19 protein-coding genes are annotated in these 20,090 nt (G+C 42.6%); 7 read left to right on the forward strand and 12 right to left on the reverse strand.

Translation table 11 applies throughout. The features are described from left to right. Nucleotides 1-40 precede the first annotated feature (40 nt). From CWC02_RS12575 to efpL, 7 genes are all read right to left on the reverse strand, one after another. The gene (locus CWC02_RS12575) at nucleotides 41-1,360 is read right to left on the reverse strand and encodes a DUF58 domain-containing protein (protein ID WP_138618569.1); all 1,320 of its coding nucleotides are present in this window, start codon (nucleotides 1,358-1,360) and stop codon (nucleotides 41-43) included. Then, nucleotides 1,357-2,340, reverse strand: a complete 984-nt coding sequence (locus tag CWC02_RS12580; RefSeq protein ID WP_054553208.1) for an AAA family ATPase — start codon at nucleotides 2,338-2,340, stop codon at nucleotides 1,357-1,359. Before CWC02_RS12580 ends, CWC02_RS12575 begins: the two co-directional genes overlap by 4 nt. Then, nucleotides 2,337-3,485, reverse strand: coding sequence for a DUF4350 domain-containing protein (locus CWC02_RS12585; protein ID WP_138618571.1), 1,149 nt, complete (start codon nucleotides 3,483-3,485; stop codon nucleotides 2,337-2,339). The genes CWC02_RS12580 and CWC02_RS12585 overlap by 4 nt, the downstream gene beginning before the upstream one ends. Beyond that, on the reverse strand, nucleotides 3,475-4,935 hold the full coding sequence (locus CWC02_RS12590; RefSeq protein ID WP_138599014.1) for a hypothetical protein: 1,461 nt from the start codon (nucleotides 4,933-4,935) through the stop codon (nucleotides 3,475-3,477). The genes CWC02_RS12585 and CWC02_RS12590 overlap by 11 nt, the downstream gene beginning before the upstream one ends. Beyond that, nucleotides 4,925-5,875: a stage II sporulation protein M gene (locus CWC02_RS12595; protein WP_138618573.1), complete on the reverse strand. Its 951-nt coding sequence runs from the start codon at nucleotides 5,873-5,875 to the stop codon at nucleotides 4,925-4,927. The genes CWC02_RS12590 and CWC02_RS12595 overlap by 11 nt, the downstream gene beginning before the upstream one ends. Continuing rightward, nucleotides 5,872-6,600 (reverse strand): RDD family protein, encoded by a 729-nt coding sequence (locus CWC02_RS12600; RefSeq protein ID WP_054553212.1) that lies wholly within the window; start codon nucleotides 6,598-6,600, stop codon nucleotides 5,872-5,874. Before CWC02_RS12600 ends, CWC02_RS12595 begins: the two co-directional genes overlap by 4 nt. A 145-nt stretch (nucleotides 6,601-6,745) precedes the next feature. Further along, nucleotides 6,746-7,318, reverse strand: a complete 573-nt coding sequence (gene efpL, locus CWC02_RS12605; RefSeq protein ID WP_054553213.1) for an elongation factor P-like protein EfpL — start codon at nucleotides 7,316-7,318, stop codon at nucleotides 6,746-6,748. A gap of 190 nt (nucleotides 7,319-7,508) precedes the next feature. Between efpL and CWC02_RS12610 the strand changes: the two genes are divergently transcribed. Next, nucleotides 7,509-7,895: an MmcQ/YjbR family DNA-binding protein gene (locus CWC02_RS12610; RefSeq protein WP_054553214.1), complete on the forward strand. Its 387-nt coding sequence runs from the start codon at nucleotides 7,509-7,511 to the stop codon at nucleotides 7,893-7,895. Between the two features lie 13 nt (nucleotides 7,896-7,908). Here the strand turns inward: CWC02_RS12610 and CWC02_RS12615 are convergent, their stop codons facing one another. From CWC02_RS12615 to fadI, 5 genes are all read right to left on the reverse strand, one after another. Continuing rightward, on the reverse strand, nucleotides 7,909-8,439 hold the full coding sequence (locus CWC02_RS12615) for a GNAT family N-acetyltransferase (protein ID WP_054553215.1): 531 nt from the start codon (nucleotides 8,437-8,439) through the stop codon (nucleotides 7,909-7,911). A gap of 112 nt (nucleotides 8,440-8,551) precedes the next feature. Further along, entirely contained in the window at nucleotides 8,552-8,854 is a 303-nt protein-coding gene (gene proR, locus CWC02_RS12620; protein ID WP_054553216.1) for a transcriptional regulator ProR, read from the reverse strand. Between the two features lie 5 nt (nucleotides 8,855-8,859). Continuing rightward, nucleotides 8,860-9,159: a type II toxin-antitoxin system RelE/ParE family toxin gene (locus tag CWC02_RS12625; protein ID WP_502705407.1), complete on the reverse strand. Its 300-nt coding sequence runs from the start codon at nucleotides 9,157-9,159 to the stop codon at nucleotides 8,860-8,862. A gap of 198 nt (nucleotides 9,160-9,357) precedes the next feature. After that, nucleotides 9,358-11,583: a fatty acid oxidation complex subunit alpha FadJ gene (fadJ, locus tag CWC02_RS12630; protein ID WP_054553217.1), complete on the reverse strand. Its 2,226-nt coding sequence runs from the start codon at nucleotides 11,581-11,583 to the stop codon at nucleotides 9,358-9,360. After that, nucleotides 11,583-12,893 (reverse strand): acetyl-CoA C-acyltransferase FadI, encoded by a 1,311-nt coding sequence (gene fadI, locus CWC02_RS12635; protein ID WP_054553218.1) that lies wholly within the window; start codon nucleotides 12,891-12,893, stop codon nucleotides 11,583-11,585. Before fadI ends, fadJ begins: the two co-directional genes overlap by 1 nt. 336 nt (nucleotides 12,894-13,229) lie before the next feature. Between fadI and CWC02_RS12640 the strand changes: the two genes are divergently transcribed. The 6 genes from CWC02_RS12640 to CWC02_RS12665 are packed head-to-tail and all read left to right on the forward strand — an operon-like array spanning nucleotide 13,230 to nucleotide 20,063. Next, complete coding sequence (locus CWC02_RS12640; protein ID WP_054553219.1) at nucleotides 13,230-14,186, forward strand: AAA family ATPase; 957 nt, start codon at nucleotides 13,230-13,232, stop codon at nucleotides 14,184-14,186. A gap of 3 nt (nucleotides 14,187-14,189) precedes the next feature. Continuing rightward, the gene (locus CWC02_RS12645) at nucleotides 14,190-15,134 is read left to right on the forward strand and encodes a DUF58 domain-containing protein (RefSeq protein ID WP_055020719.1); all 945 of its coding nucleotides are present in this window, start codon (nucleotides 14,190-14,192) and stop codon (nucleotides 15,132-15,134) included. Nucleotides 15,135-15,136: 2 nt separating this feature from the next. Beyond that, a complete protein-coding gene (locus CWC02_RS12650) occupies nucleotides 15,137-15,577 on the forward strand; it encodes a DUF4381 domain-containing protein (protein WP_063529706.1) in 441 nt (146 codons plus the stop codon). After that, nucleotides 15,570-16,559, forward strand: coding sequence for a vWA domain-containing protein (locus tag CWC02_RS12655; RefSeq protein WP_138618575.1), 990 nt, complete (start codon nucleotides 15,570-15,572; stop codon nucleotides 16,557-16,559). Before CWC02_RS12650 ends, CWC02_RS12655 begins: the two co-directional genes overlap by 8 nt. A 1-nt stretch (nucleotide 16,560) precedes the next feature. Then, a complete protein-coding gene (locus CWC02_RS12660; RefSeq protein ID WP_138618577.1) occupies nucleotides 16,561-18,420 on the forward strand; it encodes a vWA domain-containing protein in 1,860 nt (619 codons plus the stop codon). After that, nucleotides 18,414-20,063 carry a BatD family protein gene (locus CWC02_RS12665; protein ID WP_054553224.1) on the forward strand — a complete coding sequence of 550 codons (1,650 nt, stop codon included), beginning with the start codon at nucleotides 18,414-18,416 and terminating at the stop codon, nucleotides 20,061-20,063. Before CWC02_RS12660 ends, CWC02_RS12665 begins: the two co-directional genes overlap by 7 nt. Nucleotides 20,064-20,090 lie beyond the last annotated feature (27 nt).

The following is a 20,090-nucleotide window of genomic DNA, read 5'->3' on the forward strand; positions in this document are numbered from 1 at the left end:
GAATTCAATGCCTTTTTTATTGCCAGTTGCTATTAAGGTTTTACAATGCCCCGGAGTGCTTCACATTTAAATAGGTGTTAAGCACATGCGGCAGTAACTGCTCTGGGTTACAGTCTATGGCTATCACCCCCTGCTTTTTTAGCTTCGCCATATTGGCTTTATGTGAATTTAGTAGTGCTAATGCTGCACAGTAACTGGTTGCATCTTCGTACTTTTCAATAGGCTCATCGAGCACTTCATTTACAGCACGGTTATTAATATTAATAAGTGCCACTAAGTGGTGTTTTTGTAATAGCTTAATTGCAGGCATTAACTCATCAATGCTTTGCTCATCAAGGGTGGTAACTAATAACACTAAAGAACGCTTACTGCGTTTAGCAATTAATTGGTTCACAGCCACTAAGTAGTCACTGCTGCTCTTATCTGGGTATAGATCATAAAAGTGATTCATTACCCGTGATACATTCTGTGCGCCTTTAACATCGGGTAACCAGCGCAGGTTTTGGTTAAAGCTTTGCATGCTAAACCAGTCACCTTGCTTTAAAACTGTATGCGACAGCAGTAACAATGCATTTAAAGCATGATCAAAGTGGCTACCTTCATTGGCTTCGATGGCCATTTTTTTAGAGGCATCGAGCATCACTATAACATGTTGGTTTTGCTCTTCTTGATACTCTCGAGAAATGAGTTTTCGACGCTTACTAGTCGCCTGCCAGTCTATTTGTCTAACACTATCACCTTGGCGGTATTCGCGTAACTGCTGAAACTCAATACCATCACCGCGCTTTTTAGTGAGTTTTAACCCTGAAATAGGCTTATTCACTACGCCATTTAAATGCTGCTTTGAAGTCACACGGCTAAAATCGGGATACACTTTTAGTTGAATCGCTTGCGCAGCTAGCCAGTTTGTTTGCCAAAGGCCAAATGGCGACCCAACCCTAAGTTCAATGGCACTGATCTGCGCATCGCCTCGCTTGTGAGCGCGTAATGTAAAGCTCTGCTTTGCTTGTTGCATTGCATCTATAAACACCGTTTGCTGTGGCTTTTGCAGCTCAATTGCATTGCTCAAATGAACACTGACATCTAGCATGGTCGCATGCTTCGCTTTGTTTTTAATCACTATCTGCAAGGGTTGGCGTCGATACAAAGCCATGTTGAGGTTCGTTTGTGCGCTTACTTCAAGTAAAGGCTCTGACTTTGCCGCCATATAATCGAAAAATGCGACCAATAAAGGCACTAGGAGCAAGGCCGTTAACACTAAGCTGTCAACCGATGCAATGGCACAGACAAACAACAATAACAGCAACAAAGCTGTTAATTGTACTAAGCGTTTTGCAGGTCTATGCTTGATGCGATTCATGAGCGCGGCGCTTCAACACTGGCTAAAATGGCATTGATCACTTCATCAAATGACACCCCTTCCAGCTCCAGATCAGCCGATAAAATTAATCGGTGCCTTAAAATATTCACTGACACTGACTTCACGTCATCTGGGGTTACAAAGTCACGACCATTCATTAATGCCATTACTTTTGCGGCTTTAATAATATTAATTGAGGCACGTAACCCTGCACCGTGCAACACGCCCTGCCAAGTTCGTGAACTACGCACGATATCAACGGCATAATTAAGTATTTGTTCGTCGACTAAGATATCAGCACAAAGCTGTTTAATTTCCGCAATACGCTTAGCATCTAATACTGCTGGCAGCTGCTCTACTTTGGTTTCATTAGACACAATTTGTGTATTCAGTTTTAAAAGCTCAACTTCCGATTCATGAGAAGGAAAACCAAGCTCAACTTTCATCATAAAGCGGTCTAATTCAGCCTCTGGCAGCGGATACGTCCCCTCTTGATCTAATGGGTTTTGAGTCGCTAATACCATAAACGGTGAATCAATAGATAATGACTCCCCATCAATGGTGATTTGTTGCTCTTGCATCACCTCAAGAAGGGCTGATTGCGTTTTTGCTGGTGCACGGTTGATTTCATCAGCCAGTAAAATATTAGTAAATGCTGGGCCTTTTTTGATATTAAATTCACCTGATTTCATATCATACAAACTATGACCAACAACATCTGAAGGCATTAAATCCGGTGTAAACTGCACTCGCGAAAAGTCTACATTTAAGCTTTTTGCTAAGGCTCTAACCAGTAGCGTTTTACCAAGCCCTGGAACCCCTTCAAGTAACACATGACCGCCTGCAAAGAGTACCGTAAGCACATCTTCAACAATGGCATCTTGACCGACTAACACACGCGAAATGTTATGCTTTACTTGTTTTACTGCATCAGCTGCCTCAACTAAGCTCATGCGATTAGTGTCTAATTCCGTGCTCATAAGGCATTCCTTAATTGTTTAAATCGTTTTATATATTCTGTTCGTTGTTCTTTTGACTCAGGCAACTTGCTAGCAAGCAACTCTGCCACCTGTTGTTTTTCAAAATGAGTTAAATTAGCGATGATCTGCGCCTGCTTTTCAGCACTAAGCATCTTAAAGTTAGGCACTCGCGACTCTACTTTGGCGTAAAAATCTTTTTCTAGAGCAGTAAATAACACGGCTTCGTGACCATGCTCAGAATAAAAGTTTGCTACTGCTCGAATATGCTGATTAAAGCTGGTTTTTACATCGAAGTCAGGAGCATAAGAGCGGCCGATGCGACTACTGATATGCCATACTGCAAGCACAATTAATAACAGCAACGTCACCACACATTGCCAGCTCCAGTGCCATAATTTGGCAAACCAATTTGGGTAAGTCAGGTAAGGGACATAGGTTACTTTTTTAGCCCCTTTACTTAACCAAAGTAATAAGCTGCCATGATCAAGGTGGCGAAGTCGGTAATTAGTAAAAGGTAACAGCGATGGCATCACAATGACCCGACCTTGACCAAACGCAAAGTCACACATCAAGGTGTCGCCGTTATCATTATTGGTATTCACACCGGGGCAGTTTTCAATAAAAAAGGCACGGCTTAGCTCAAGGTCAAGCTCAGTGTTTTCATCAATTGAGAGCGTACTATTTTTATGCCCCTCTTTGAGCATTGCAAAATCATATTCAAACACATCTTCTTGGCTTTCTACATTAATACTAAGCTGACTAAAAAATACGGTGCTATCAATTGCCAGCTCATCACGTTGCCTGTTTAATACATAAATCAAGCGTCCGCCTTCAGCGACCCAATCAGCCAGCTGTACATCTAACAGGTAAGAATCAGCAAGCACTGCCTCATCTAAAATTAAGATACTTTGTGGGTCTATGTTTAACTCATCACTTTGAGCTTGCTCTGCCAAGCGCTTGTTTTTATTCCAATCGATACCATTGGCTTTAAGTAGCCGTTGAGCCATCGTAAAGTTATCTTTTGCGACATCACTATGAAAGCCAATCTCTATTTCTTTTTTCTGCCAATCTAAAGAGGCAATACCCGCAATAACAAATAAGCTAAACAATACGAGCGCCGCAATAAGCACAACCTTAAGCTTCATGGGCTTGCTCCTTAGTCTCTGCTGTCATAGCTGTAATTTGCTCAATCAGCTCGATAAAGTCGATATCAGGGGTTTTATGGCCCCAAGCGACCGTGACCCACGCAGAAAATAAGCGAGCAAAAATTGCTTGCCCTTGATTTGGCACCCTAGCATCAATTGCACGTTTACATTCGCGCTCAGTCATCGAGCGGTGTAAGCGCACTTCATGTCGTTGCTGCGCCCAACTCAGCGCATGATGAAGCAAATACGCCAGCGCCAAGCGGTGCTGCCCTTGCTCAAAACACTGCTTTGCAGCAGCAATTAAATCAGTAGGTAAATCCTTACTTTTAATTTCTGCAAATAAGGTTGGGATCACTGGCTGTTCATTCACTTTACTGCGCTCAGGCAAGCTTAAGTTGGCAAAAAAGCCACGTTTTTGCATCAGGTAATACACTAGCCAAATAACTAATAAGCCGACCAATACCCAAACTAACACGCCAAACACTTCACCAATGGCAGTAAATACATCGATAAGCCAAGACCAGTCACTATCTGATGAACTCGCTTTTGCTTCGATATTTGGCACCCACGTAGTCTCGGTTTCGATAACATTAGGCTCATTATAAAGAGCAGTAACTTGCTCTTTTACCGCTTGCTTATCGATTTGCTCTGCATAGCTTGTTGATGGTTGCAGCGTAAATGTTGTCAGCAGAAGAAGTGCTACAGCACTGACTACGCCTGCAAGACGGGTGCGAATATTTTTAAATGCCAGCTCGATATCCCAGCCCTCTAGTTCAACACGACGGTGTAAATAAGCAAGGAAACCGCCAGTAACAAAAAGCGGCGCCACTAATGAAATACTGAAGATATAAATAAAGTTAAATGCTATCTCAACCCAGATTGGCGCTTCAAAAATTTGGTACATGGCTTCTTGTGCAGAGAATGAATGGGGCACAAGTGCAATTGTCAGTGCCGATATTCCCATCAATAAGATAAACTCAAAATGTACACAAAACAGCATCCACAATGTCTGCTTAGGCTTATTTGAAGCAAACAACACCTGCTTACGTTTGGTTTTGCGCTCACCTGATAGTCGCTCAAGTTGCTCTACGGGGGCTAAAAATGCTCTGTTTGGGCTGAGCCTAAAAACGGTTAAATGCGCAAGCATATCAGCGATTTTTAACTGCTTGAGTAACTTTAAGCTACTCATTATGCTGACTGGCTGATTGAAAACCGCTTTTGACATGTAATCAAGTAATGGTCGCTCAAATACAGGTTTAAGCCACCAAACAACAAAGCCGCCTATGCCCCAGTTTACTAGAAAGCCAACAATTAAAAATACGGGCACGGCCATCATCAAATACAAAGAGACCAATGCGACAGCATGCTGCTTAACTAGCAACACTGTTAAATCAAAGGTTTCGTAAGCACTGCGCTTGCGAGGATTGAAGCTAAGACGATTAAGCTCCATAGCGCATTCCCCTGTACAAGCGAAAAATGACATAAGCCCAACAACCGCTGCCAACTAAATATTTAACTTCGTTAGCAATATCACGGGGTGACCAAAATGCTTCGATAAAAGCGGCAATGACTAACATCAAAAATGCGCCAACAATCAGTGGAAGTGCTTTTTGTGCAGCCTGTTTCATCGCGTATGCACGGGTATACTGCCCTGGATTTAACAAGCCGTAACCTATTTGACACCCGGCCGCTGAGGCAATGATGATAGCGGTTAACTCAAACGAGCCATGGGTTATTACAAACGAAAAAAACGGCCCTTCAAATCCAACATTGACAATGTGAGCCGCAACGGCACCAAAATAAAAACTATTGAACAACAAGAAAAAAGCAGCACCAACACAGAACAGAACACCACCTGCAAACATCTGAAATGCAATGCCAATATTATTGTAGATATAGACCCCGAACATCATCAGATCTTGTGATGCGCCGCGCTCTACCGATTGAACGCTACCACTTGGGTTATACATTTGTTCGATATTAAGCACTGTACCTTGCCCTAAAAATGTATAAGCGGCATCAGGGTCAATTGTCACCCAAATAAAAGCAACTAAGGCCAATCCCCAAAATGCCAATAAGTTAATGCCAAGCATTAAACGATTTTCATACAGTGCACGTGGAAATGCCGTGCGGGCCACATGCCATATTTCAGAAAATTGATTGCTTCGAGATAAATAAAGGCGCTTTTGTCCTAATTGCACCAGCCTGTTTATTTGCTCAATCAACACTGGGCTGTATTGACGACTTTGCGCAATGGCTAAATCATTACAGACTTTGCGATACAAGTTAGGGAAATTAACAGGTAAAGACTTTGCACTATTTTGCTCGCAAAGCGCTTCAAACTCATCCCAACTGACACTATTTGATTTTACAAATTGAGTTTGCTTCATTGCTTACCCTCCTGCTGCGGGTAATCGTTATCGTGTTGAACTTGACCTGCAAAGTGGCGTGCGTAACTAACAAGCTGCGCCTCAATCTCATGCTCTGCAGCAGAAAAGGGAGTAGCTAAAATAGCTGCCAACTCACGACGCCTTGCATCCGATAATTCATCATGACGCTCTGCAAAAGCAAGCACCGCTAATTGCTCTTCGGTGGTTAAGCTAATGGTAGGAATATGCACTTCTCCTTGTGATAATTCTGGGCGCATAGCTAACTCATCGTCGTAAATAACCATAGTGCCTGCAGCCCAATCACCAATGCGTTTAAAACGGTTGTTAAACAACATAACCACAAGGCCTAAGAAATAGCCTATAGGTAGCATATCGGCTGGACGTAGTAAGTTACGCACTACAATTTGCGAAAAGCTCGCTGGTAAGCCATTGTCTTGCACAACACGGATTTTAAGGCGTTTTTTACCCGGCGTTTGGCCATTTTCCATTTCAAACAGGATGTTATATCCCCATGAAATTAAAAAGTAAGCAATTAAGATAAGCCCCTGCCCTGCATCACCAAAGAAGGCCAATACAGTACCAACAGCAAGTAGAACCAAACTACGGATAATAAAATCGATAATGTAGGCATAGCTTCTGGCAACAACGCCAGCGGGAGTAATGGCGATATCAACGCCTTCAGGGAGTTTGATGTATTCTCTGTTTTCCAATCCGTGGTTCAACATTAATCTACTACTGATAATTATTATTGTTTTCGTAAGCCGATAATAATGCGCGTTTTTCGTTCCTTTTTCAATGAATTTTGTAATGAGCGAGTTACTAATAAAGCAAAAAACCGGCAAAAAGCCGGTTCTCTAATGGACCACAGAGTTATTTTTCTGCGCGTCCCATAAATTTTTGTTCAACGGTGTTGATACGAATACGGTCACCTGTTGAAATATGCTCAGGAACTTGAATCGTTAAACCCGTTGTTAAACGTGCAGGCTTTGAACGTGCACTTGCTGAAGCGCCTTTGATTGAAGGGTCTGTTTCTTCAACAACAAGCTCAACACTTGATGGTAAATCTAAGCCAACTGGTGAGCCATCAATCACAATCACGTGAAGGCCTTGAGTTTCTTCATTAACGAATAAAATCTCTTCGCTGATCGCTTCTTTATTAAGGTTATATGGCGTGTAGTCTTCATTATCCATGAAAACATACTCTTCACCATCAATGTAAGAGAACATTGCTTCGCGACGAATGAGATCAGCAAGCTTTAACATATCGCTGTCTTTAAATGTTTCATCAACTTTACCGCCTGTTACCACATCGTATAAACGCATGCGGTATAAACTGCCACCAGCACGACCTTGTGGTACAGAACGTTGAATATCTTTAACTACTAAAACACGGCCGTTATGCTCGATAGCGGCGCCTTTTTTAACTTCACTTGCCTTAGGCATGGGTGTATTCCTATCGTTTTTTGATGACAGAAATTTACCACGTAATAGCTTTTGTTCAATAAAAATTTACAGTTTAATCTCAGAGCCTTTATTTATATTATTTTTCAGCAAATTATAACGATAGTTGTCTCCAAACTACGAAAAAGCTGCTATGTTTATAACTACGAAAAATGACTTCAAGGATTGGATCATGAATCAACACACAGTACACGAGTATTTAATGAAAAAGCCATTGGTGATGATCACCCAACCATTTGGCCAAGATGTCGACGTTTACAAGGTGAATCATAAAATGTTTGCTACCCTTGCCGAGGGCAAAGAAGGTCAAACTGACGATGAGGGAAACCTTGTATGGTGGCTAAATCTGAAATGCGATCCAGATGAAGCCCAAGCACTGCGTGATATTTTCCCGTCGGTGATCCCGGGTTATCACATGAACAAACGTTTATGGAATACGGTTATTTTAGATGGCACCGTACCACAGGGAGAGATTGAACGAATGATTGATAATTCGTTTGATTTAGTGGTTGCGAATATGCCAGAAAAAGACAGAAAAGCAATTGAGCTTCATCTGTAAAATTGCGCACTGATCACGCTCTGTGATCAGTGCAACTTAAATGAAAATGATGATCGGTATACAAAACACCGCCAATAGCATACGCATCTAGTTGCTTATCGACTAACTGAAAACCACATTTCTCAAGTACTTTTTCTGAACCGATATTACCCTCGGTGACAACCGCTTTAAATTCACGCACAGCATGCTCTGATTTGGCGTAATCAAGCACCGCTTGCAAAGACTCTGTGGCATAGCCACGACCATGAAAGTTAGGCAGTAGCAAATAACCAACTTCTTGACTATCTGGCACTGTTGATGAAGTAAACCCCGTCACACCCACCTCTTTACCCGTACTGGTTTCAACAATAACTAAACAAAGTGGTGAATTCGAATTTGGCTGCCAAGGCTTTAAACGCTCATTAAACTTTGCTCGTAGTTGCGCCTCTGAGGGCTTATCGAAGCACTTCTCTATCACTTGAGCATCATTATGCAAAGTATAAAACAGCGGCCAGTCATCGGCATTTAACAGCCTTAATGTTAATCGCGCAGTGGTGAGAGTCATGGTGATTAATCGCTTTGTAAATAAACCTAGTTATAACAAACTGATTTCGTGAGTTAAATACCACTTATGGCCAATATAGAAGAAAAGCCCACATTTTTTAGACTTAACTTAGTTATACTTCAAAGCCAAAATGACTCCCGTCCGGGAGCTCAACATCAAGTCTTAAGGTACCCCCAGCAGCTTCAACATAGCGCTTTAATGATGATAATCTAACGTCACGACCTGGTTTCTCCATGTCAGATATCGTTGGCTGCTTGACGCCAAGCTCTTTCGCCATCTCACCTTGTGTTAGTTTCATATGTTCACGAAGCTCTGCTAAATGAATATTAAGAAGCATATCTGACGCCGCTTTCTTAGCTTTGGCTACCACTTCTGGTTTTTCATTCGCCAATAACTTTTCCAGTGTTCTAGCCATTATATTTACCTCTTTTCTAACTTATCTAGGTGAGCCGAATATTCACTATCAGCTATCGGGATCATTTGCTCATAAAACCTTTTTTCATTTGAGTTTTTATTACCCGCACAGAGAACAATCGCTTTTCGGTTTGGATCAAAAGCAAAAAAAGCACGTATCGGAATCCCTTTACTTTGAATCCTTAACTCCTTCATATTACTAAAACAAGAACCATACACTGTATCTGCATAAGGTCTTGCTAGCATAGGACCTCGCTCCTGAAGAACCATATACACACGCAAGTACATTAGTTCGGTCTGTGTCATCTAAGGCGTCAAACCAATTATCGAACCTGTCGGTTGTTTCAACTAACCACATATGAGTCCTCCTTGACCATAGATTTAAATCTATATAGATAATAACCTATAGTCAAGATTTAATCCGCTCAACTTCTAACCTAGTTCGAACCAATAAAAAAGCCCCGCTCAATGAGCAGGGCTTTTAAAATTAACTAATTTAAAGAATTAGCTTTTAGTCGTTTCTTTATCAGCTTCTTCTGACGCTTGCTCGTCTTCAACCACTTCTTTGGTTACTTCAACCGGATCGACAGGCTTAGCTTCAGCTACAGCCGGCTCTTCGCTTTCTGCTTGGTAAAAACGACCACCCTTTTCAGCCATTGCTTTTAACGTATCGCAAGGTGTGAAAATTGGGTTGTAGTTAGCAAAAGTCGCCATTTCTGAGCTCACTTGTGCTGCACCCAGTTTATCCATATAGCTAAATGGGCCGCCTAAGAATGGTGGGAAACCGATACCAAAAATAGCACCAATATCACCGTCACGCGGGCTTGCAATAATGCCATCATCTAAACAGCGCACCGCTTCGTTAAGCATTTGCGCAACACAACGTTTAGCAATTTCGCTCTTGTTTAAACGAGGTGATGGCGTAACACCAAGTAGCTCATAAACTGACTCATCCACTTTTTTATCTTTCTTGTCGTAAAGATAAAAACCACGGCCAGTCTTACGACCTAAACGCTTAGAGTCGATTAAGCGATTAAAGGCGTCAGGTGCTTTAAAGCGCTCGCCCAATTCTTTTTCAAGGATTGGCGCAATTTTAGAACCGATATCAATCCCGACTTCATCAAGTAACGCTAAAGGCCCAACAGGGAAACCAAACTCAACCAATGCTTGATCAATCTTTTCAATTGGCTCACCTGCAAGCAGTAAATTAGCCGCTTCATTGACATAAGGCGCTAAGATACGGTTTACATAGAAACCAGCCATATCTTTAACCACAATTGGTGTTTTACCTTGTTTACGGGCAAAGTTAACGACACGAGCGATGGTTTCTTCAGAGGTACCAGCGTGTGGAATGATCTCAACAAGTGGCATTTTCTCAACAGGTGAGAAGTAATGCAGACCAATTACATTTTCTGGGCGTGCTGCATCAGCAGCAATTTGTGCAATTGGTAATGATGAGGTATTACTTGCAAAAATCGTGTTGTCTTGGCATTCACGTTCTACATCAGCCACCATACCTTGCTTTAAAGCAAGATCTTCAAACACCGCTTCGATAACTATATCAATGTGTTTAAAACCGCTGTAATCGGTGGTACCGGTAATGCGGTTCATGGTTTGTTGTAGATCAGCCTTAGATAAAATACGACGTTTTTGCTTTTTATCCAAAATCTTGTAGCTGTAGTTCATGGCATTGCTGATGCCCTTTTCAGCCACATCTTTAATGCGCACTGGAACACCCGCTTTTACAGCACTAACATGGGCAATACCCGCGCCCATGAGGCCGCCACCTAATACTGCCGCTTTAGCGATCGCTGGTGCATCATCATTACGCCACTCTTTTTTCATTTCAGTGGTTGCAAAGAAAATACCGCGTAATGCTTTTGACTCATCACTCATTACCAGCGTGGCAAAACCTTCAGCTTCAGTTTTGTATGCTTTTAACTGATCAAGTTCAACACTTGCACGAACCGCTTTAATTATGGCTAAAGGTGCTGGGTAATGACCACCTGTTTTCTTCAGCACGTTTTCTTGTGCTTTTTTGAAAATAATATTGCGGCCAAATGGGTTCGACTCAAGTAATTGGCTTAAACGATCTAACTTAGGTTTAGTAACCTTCGCCTTACCTTTAAGAGCAAACTCTTTAGCAACGTCAAGTAATACACTGTGTGGTACACAGTCATTTACTAAGCCTGTTTTCTTCGCTTGCTTAGCACGCACTTGCTTACCTGTAAGCATCCACTCAAGTGCTTTTTGCAAGCCAACTAATTTAGGTAAACGTTGAGTACCGCCACCACCAGGTAATAAGCCTAACTGTACTTCTGGCAAACCAAGCTTAGTGATATCGCTGTCTGAACACACGCGATAATCACACGCTAAAGCAAACTCTAAACCGCCACCCAATGCAGCACCATGAATAGCACTTACTGTTGGGAAAGGCAGCTTTTTCATATCAAAAAATGCTTGCTGACACATTTCGCTTAACGCTAATGCATCTTCACGGCTATTGGCGCTATCAAGCATTTTAATATCAGCACCGGCGATAAAGTTATCGCTTTTACCACTGATAAATACCATGCCTTTTACTGCTTGCGCTTGTGCGTCTTTGAGTAAGGTTTTTAAATCTTCTGCAAAACTGCTGCGCAGGGTGTTCATTTTCTCACCCGGCACATCAATGGTTACAACGGCTACGCCGTCATCTGCCACTGATAAACTAAATACTGAATCTGTCATTACGCACTCTCCAATACAAAGGCTGCGCCTAAGCCACCCGCTGCACACGCAGTCGTAAGCGCTAAGCCGCCACCGCGACGATTAAGTTCATGTAAGCTTTGCGTGATCAGGCGCGCACCTGTTGCCGCAAATGGGTGACCATATGCAAGTGAGCCACCTAATACATTGAACTTGTCCATGTTAATTTCGCCGATCGCTTTGCTGCGACCTAGCTTTTCTTGTGCAAATTTATCTGACGCAAACATCTTCATATTAGCCAGTGTTTGCGCTGCAAATGCTTCGTGCATTTCGATTAAATCTAAATCAGCTAATGTGATACCTGCTCTATCTAGGGCAATTGGCGTTGAGTGCGCCGGACCCATTAGCATATCTTCATGTACACCAATTGCTGAGAAAGCAAAGCTACGTACATAACCTAGAATGTCGTAACCCAATGCTTTAGCTTTACTCTCGCTCATCATTAATACCGCAGCAGCACCATCTGTTAATGGCGTTGCGTTAGCTGCTGTCACTGAGCCATGTTGGCGGTCAAACACTGGTTTTAACTTCGCGTAGCCTTCAACGGTTGAGTTATGACGAATGTTATTGTCTTGCTCAATAAAGCTCTTATAAGGTGCTACATGGGCAGTCATTACTTCGTCTTTCAGTTTACCATCTGCCCACGCTTGGCTTGCAAGGGTGTGCGAACGATGCGCTAAGGCATCTTGATCTTCACGGCTGATGCTGTGCGTTTTCGCCATTTGCTCTGCTGTTTGACCCATAGATAAACCAGTAGAGTACTCAGCGACCGCTGGCGGTACAGGAAGTAAATCTTTTAAACGTAGTTTAGAGAAAATCTTTAATCGCTGGCCAAGCGTACGTGCTTTGTTTAAATCAACAAGGCTACCGGCTAATTTTTTACTAACACCAATAGGTAATACAGACGATGAGTCAGCACCACCGGCGATACCTACTTGCACTGAGCCTGCCATAATTGACTCGGCTACGTTAGCAATGGCTTGGAAACTTGTCGCACACGCACGCGAAACAGAATAAGCATCAACAGAAACAGGCATACCCGTACCTAATACGATTTCACGGGCAATATTCGGCGCTTCTGGCATTTGTACTACTTGTCCAAATACAAGTTGGTCAATTTCAGATTTATCAAAGTTAAGTCGCTCAAGCATTTCGTTGACAACTAACTTACCCATATCAAGGGCTGGTACGTGATGGAATGCTGTGGCTTGCTTTGCGAATGGCGTTCGCAGGCCGCTAACGATAGCGATACGATCGCCTTTTGCTGTTTTAAGTATATTTTGCTCAGACATTTATGCTCTCCCGCTGACAGGTCTGACCTGTTTGTTTTTCCTGATTCTAAAACAACCCGTGTACGAATGCCAATAGTAAGTTTTCAACCATAGGCTTTTTTCAGCCTATTTACAAAAAAACACCGTATTTATATGGTAGGCTAAAAATCCTTAAAAAATAACGAACTATTTGAGGATTTTGTGTCTAACACTTGTGTTATAACTTTTGAATCCTTATAACTTGTTAATAGCGCCCCACCACGGTACCGCGCAAATAATTTATCGGTACTGAATATAACGCATTGGCGCATAACAAAAACAATTTTTGACTCACGCTTTTAGGACAGTCTTTTTATTATGGCAGTTAACGCATTTTCACAATTAAAATCATACCTAGACACGCAAATTATCGGCCAACCACAATTAACTCAAGCACTGTTAATCGCAATTTTGGCAGATGGCCACTTATTAGTTGAAGGCCCTCCGGGTCTTGCGAAAACGCGTGCAGTCAATGCATTAGCGAAAGGCGTTGAAGGCAGTTTCCAACGTGTACAATTTACCCCAGACTTATTACCTGCAGATGTAACTGGTACCGATATTTATCGCCAGCAAACCAGTGAGTTCGTATTTGAAAAAGGCCCTTTATTTCATAACCTAATCTTGGCAGATGAAATAAACCGTGCTCCTGCTAAAGTGCAATCAGCCCTACTAGAAGCCATGGCTGAACGCCAAGTAACAGTAGGTAAAAACACCTATCCACTGTCTGATCTATTTATGGTTATGGCAACCCAAAACCCGCTAGAACAAGAAGGCACTTACCCACTACCAGAAGCTCAGCTTGACCGCTTCTTATTGCATTTGAGCATTGATTACCCGGGTGCTGAACACGAATTAGATATCCTACGCCTAACCCGTGGCGAGGCTATTTCTGACAAGCAAGCAACGACACAGCAAATTAGTCAAAGTGAGCTATTTGCTGCCCGTAAAGCGATATTAGGTTTGTATTTAGCTGAGCCGCTTGAGAAATACCTAGTACAGTTAATTGTTGCCACTCGTGAAGCAGCAGAGCTTGATGAACAACTTGGCCGCTGGATTGAATATGGCGCAAGCCCACGTGCAACGATTGCCCTTGATAAGTGTGCCCGCGCGCATGCTTGGCTAGAAGGCCGTGACTTTGTTGCCCCAGATGATATTCAAGCAGTGCTGCATAATGTATTGCGTCACCGTATTATCTTAAGTTACGAAGCACAGGCCGATGGCATCAGTAAAGACGATGTGATCAGCCGTATTTTAGAATTGGTGGCAGTGCCATAAGCTATGTCGAGCCAATTTGATACAGCGGCGTGGTTAGCAGCGAGTCATAGTCAAGGCGTCAATTTATCACTTAAAGAGTTGATGTATTACAAAGCCAAAGCTCGTTTGCTAGAACTTGCGCCCAAAGTAAAAATCAAAAACAGCTTAGCTGGGCAATACCTTGCGCCCCATAAAGGCCGCGGTATGGAGTTTGCCGAGGTGCGTCATTACCAAGCCGGTGATGACATACGCTCTATCGACTGGCGTGTTACTGCACGGACTGGCGAAACCCACACTAAGTTGTTTCAAGAAGAAAAAGAACGCCCTGTTTTCGTCTTTACCGACTTTTCTAACTCGATGCTGTTTGGCTCAAAGTTATTATTAAAGTCAGTGCAAGCAGCGCACATTAGCGCATTGGTTGCTTGGTCGGCGTGTCAACGAGGTGATCGCATTGGTGGCTTGGTGTTTAATCAGCAAGGTCATCACGAATTAAAACCGACCTCTCGAGAAAAAGCAGTGTTAAAGCTGTGTCACAACTTATGTGATATTCACAGCCAGGCTCTGACTAATATCGACCAAACAGCCACCAGCTTATTTAGCGAAAACCTTAAACGCCTTAATCATTTAGCAAAACCAGGGAGCTTGGTTTATATCGTCTCTGATTTTAGTGCCCTTGATGAAGCCAGCTTCAAACAACTTGAAATGCTGAGCAGGCACTGTGAATTGATTGGCTGTCATATAAGCGATCCGTTCGAGCACCAGCTACCTGCTTTTAAACAAACGGTGACCGTGTCGGCGAATGGCCAAGAGCTTGCTTTACCTCTAATGGATAAGCAATTTCGCGAGCGCTTTGCTAAGTCAGCCGAAGAGTCGTTTTCTAACAGATTAAAACGCTTACAAAAATCTGGGCTTAGTTTAATTTCATTCAGTGCAGCCACGCCTCTTGAGCTGCAATTAGTGAGAAAGTAACAATGCAAAAAAATCCGCTAGATGGCTTACATGATGTCATTGCACCGACCGAGGTTGCATGGTGGCCACTTGCTCCAATTTGGTGGCTGATCATCGCCTTAGTTGGTTCGTTATTAATTATCGGCTTAGTGCTTTTATATAAAAACCAGCAATTTAAAAAAGCCAAAAAACAAGCCATTAAGTTAAGTAAAACCCTTAGTGATGATGACGCGCAAGAGCTACACATTATTTTAAAACGCTTAACTCGTCATTATTACAGCAATCAGCTTGCTTCTCAGCCTTTGGCAAAGTGGTCTGAAAGTTTATCGAAACTGAGTGGCGATAAATTTAGTTACGACGAATTGATGCCGCTTTATCAACAACAAAGTAATAATGCTGAACTTGCAGCTAAATTACGCAATGCTATTAGCAACTTTAAACTCAAGGAGCCAATTAATGTTTGAGTTTAGTTGGCCATGGTGTTTTGTGCTTTTACCTCTGCCTTGGATATTAAGCCGCTTTATGCCGTTAAAGCAACAAGGGCAGTTACGTTTACGTATTCCTGGCTTTGCTAAGCTTGGCTTAAATAATCAAGCAGTACAGCAAAACAGCCGCAAAGTTTCATTGCTTGAATGGGCTGTTTGGATCTCTTTAGTTGTCGCTATTGCAAACCCAACTTGGCTTGATGAACCTATTACACTGCCTAATGAAGGCCGCGATATTATGCTGGCGGTGGACTTATCTGGCTCTATGACAGAGCAAGATATGGAGTATCGAAATAATCAATATGTAGATAGGCTCACTATGGTAAAAGCTGTACTCAGTGATTTTATCGAGCAGCGTCAAGGTGACCGCCTTGGTCTTATCTTATTTGGGGATACCGCATTTTTACAAACCCCCCTTACCCGTGATGTTAAAACGGTGAGCCAAATGCTCAGCGAAGCGCAAATTGGCCTAGTAGGTAGAGCAACAGCCATCGGTGATGCGTTAGGTTTATCCGTAAAACGTTTTGCTAATAAAGATGAAAGTAACCGTATCGTAGTGCTATTAACCGATGGTCAAAACACTGCCGGTAACCTTGATCCTGAAGATGCGCTACTGTTAGCCCGCGAAGAAGGCATTAAAGTGTATACCATAGGTGTTGGCTCAGATAGTAAACGTGGCTTTAGCCTGTTTAATATGGGTGGTATGAGTGGTGGTAACTTGGATGAAACTTTACTAAAACGCATTGCTGAGCAAACTGGCGGCTTATACTTTAGAGCAAAAGATGTGGCTGGTTTACAGCAAATTTACCAAGAGCTCGATAAACTTGAGCCTATCAGTAACGATGAGCAAACGTTCCGCCCACAAATTTCATTGTTTTATATTCCACTGCTTGTGGCGCTGGGCTTAATAAGCATAGCAATGCTCGTCAGTTTTATTCACCAATTTAAGCAGGAGAGCTAGTATGGATTTTGAATTTATTCGCCCTGCCCTACTTTGGTTATTAATTCCCGCGCTGATTATTTTTAGTGTGCTGTTGGTACGCAACAAAAAAAGCGCCCCTGCTGATTTAATTGCGCCCCATTTGGCGCAGTTTGTAATGAGCGACAATCATAAAAAACAAAGCCAACCGCTTTGGCTAGTTGCTGTATTTACTCTTTTAGCCATCGTTTTTGCAGCAGGTCCAAGCTTTGAAAAGAAACAAGTTCCGGTGTTTCAAGCAAAGAATGCGCGGGTCATTGTGATGGATATGTCGTACTCCATGTTCAGTACCGACATCGCACCAAGCCGATTAGTGCAGGCTAGATTTAAAGCACTTGATATGATTGAGCTTTTCAAAGAAGGTGATACGGCATTAGTGGCTTATGCAGGCTCTGCATTTACTATTTCACCGCTAACTAATGACGCTAGCACGTTGGCTAACCTTATCCCAAGCCTAAGCCCTGATATCATGCCTAGCAAAGGTTCGAATGTTATTGAAGGCCTAGAAAAAGCAGACGATTTACTTAAACAAGCTGGCTATTTAGATGGTGATATTATTTTAGTCACCGATGGGGTTGATAGCCTAGATCAAGAAGATATTAGCCGCTTTACCGCTCAGTCTAGTTATCGTTTAAATGTCTATGGCGTCGGCACAGAGCAAGGTGCGCCGATTAAGCTACCAGAAGGTGGCTTTTTAAAAGATATGCAAGGACAGATTGTTATTCCGACGCTTAATGTTAGCCGCTTAAGTTCGCTTGCGCGCAACAGCGGTGGCAAATTCGCACTGTATCAAACCAGTAATCAGGATATTCAAACATTTGCCCCCACTGCCAATGCAGAAGTACTCAAAGATGAGAAACAAAGCCAAGCATTATGGCGAGTTGATGCCGGTATTTACGGCCTGATTATTTTATTGCCGTTAGCGCTCTTTTTAATTCGCCGTAGCAGCCTAGTGCTTGGCTTTTTGTTTGTTATGCTCCTACCTCAGCAACAGGTTTACGCCGCTGAATTACCAGACGTATTTAAAAACCAAGACCAACGTGCTCTTAATGCCTATCAGCAAAATCAATTTGAACAAGCCGCCCAAGCACAAAACACACAACTTAAAGGCGCCGCTCTTTATCAGCAAGGTAATTACCAAGCTGCTATGGATGCGTTTAGTGAAGATAAATCTGCTACGGGTTTGTATAACTACGGAAATGCCCTTGCTAAGGCCGGTGAGCTAGAGCAAGCCATAGAAGCATATAAGCAAGCCCAACAGCTTAAAAATGACTTCACTGAGGCAAAAGAAAACCAAGCCCTCGTTGAACAGTTATTGCAGCAGCAAGAGCAACAACAGCAGCAACAAGATCAACAAAACTCTGATGGTCAGCAAGATAACCAACAAAAGCAACAGGGTGAAAATTCACAGCAAGGTGAAAACTCTGAGCAGAGTGAGCAGCAAGATGGCCAACAACCGTCAGAGCAAGGTGAGCAATCAGATCAAAAAGGTGAGCAAAGCGAGTCTAATAGTGACCAGCAAAACAAACCTGAAATGGAATCTGAAAAAGACACGTCGTCACAATCTGGAGAACAACAGCCAGAGCAAGCTCCTGAGCAACAAGAGGCCCAGCCACAGCCATCGCAAAGCGATGAACAAGCGAAACAGCAAGCAGAGCAACAGGCTATGCAAGCACAAGCTGCTGAACTGACCAATGAAGAGAAAGAAAAAGCTCAGCAACTTAACCAACTGCTGCGTAAAGTTCCCGATGATCCAGCGATCTTATTAAGAAATAAAATGCAATTAGAAGCACAAAAACGAAACTACCAACGTCGTCCACGAGGAGCCGAAAAATCATGGTAATGCGATTATTATGTTGTTTATTGCTAATCGCGGCAGCGCCGCTTTGGGCTGCCACCCAGCTACAGGCAAGTGTTGATAAAAACCCTGTCCTTGCTGGTGAGTTTTTTGTTTTAACCATCTCAGCAGACGACTCTATTAACAGCGAACAACCAGACACTTCGGTGTTATTAAAAGACTTTGTTGTAGGGCCAACCAGTGTCAGCTCACGTACTAATATTATTAATGGTGAAATCAGTAAGCAAACTAACTGGTCTGTAAAGCTGATGACCCGCAAAGAAGGCACTTATACCATCCCTGCCTTTACTGTTGCCGGTGTCAGTTCAAAACCCATTGAGCTAACGGTAGCTAAGCGCAGTCAAACCTCAGAGCAAAATAAAGAAGCCTTCATTAAAACAAGCATCAAGCCAACTAGCTTATACGTGCAAGAAGCCGGTGTTTATACGGTTAAATTGTATTTAGACAACAACAAAGAATTGCTGGATGGCAACTTAACTACGCCAGAAATGGAAAACGCTGAGCTAACCCCAATTAACAAACAATCTGAAGACTATGAGTTAATTGATGGCAAACGCTATTTAGTGATCACCCGTGAGTACTTAGTGCAGCCACAAAAAAGTGGCGTAAATACTATTACGGCACCTGTGTTCAATGGCCGTATTCGTCAAAACTATCGCCAAATGGCTGTCTCAGCGATGGGCGAAGATGTTGATGTTGAAATCAAGCCAATCCCAGATAACTACACAGGTGCATGGCTACCAAGCGAACTGGTTAACCTTGATGAGCAATGGCAACCAAAAGACGACACCGTTGAAGTTGGCACCCCTATCACTCGCACCATTACTTTAACTGCATTGGGGGTTACTAAAGAGCAACTTCCTGATATCGATATGCCACAGGTGCAAGGCTTTAGAAGCTACCCTGATGAAAAAGAGAGTAACCATCTGGTACGTGATGGCCGTGTTATTTCTCAGCAAACAGCTTCTTATGCTTTATTACCGCAAACACCGGGCACTTACACATTGCCTGAAATAAAGCTGCCTTGGTTTAATACTAAAATCAATCGTATTAGCTACGCAACCATACCTGCTCGTACATTAACAGTTGTGCCAAGTACAAACCCACTCACACCAACAGCTCCTGCTATCGCAGAGCCGCAAACCGCAAGCTCTAATGAGCTGGGTGATACGCCAACTAATATGCAAACGGTCACAAAAGTAACGACCCCTATGTGGCTTATTATCGTGGCAGTGGTCGGCTATGGACTTTGGCTAATCACCTTAGTGCTTTACTTTAAAAAGCGTCCTCAGCAACCGACAGCTGAGCCATTACCTACCAGTGGTTCATCAGCATCGTTAAATGAGCTTAAGCAGTTTGCAAAACAAAACAATAACTCTGGGTTTTATAACGCATTAAACCACTACGCAAAACAACAGACTGGTAAAAATGCTGCGGCCATCGAATGTTTACTAGCATCACTGAAAAACACACAACTTAATGATGAAATTGCTAAATTACGCACTAAACTTTATAGTTCAGCCGATGAACAGGTTGATTTAAGTTTAATCGTCAGCTTGCTAAGCCAAGCCGCAAAGCAAACTAAATCAACAAGTAATGACACTGAATTAAAGAATCTTTATGATTAACTATTAACCTAAATAGTTGAAAGTAAA

Source organism: Pseudoalteromonas sp. S2721 (assembly GCF_005887425.1).
Classification (GTDB): domain Bacteria; phylum Pseudomonadota; class Gammaproteobacteria; order Enterobacterales; family Alteromonadaceae; genus Pseudoalteromonas; species Pseudoalteromonas simplex.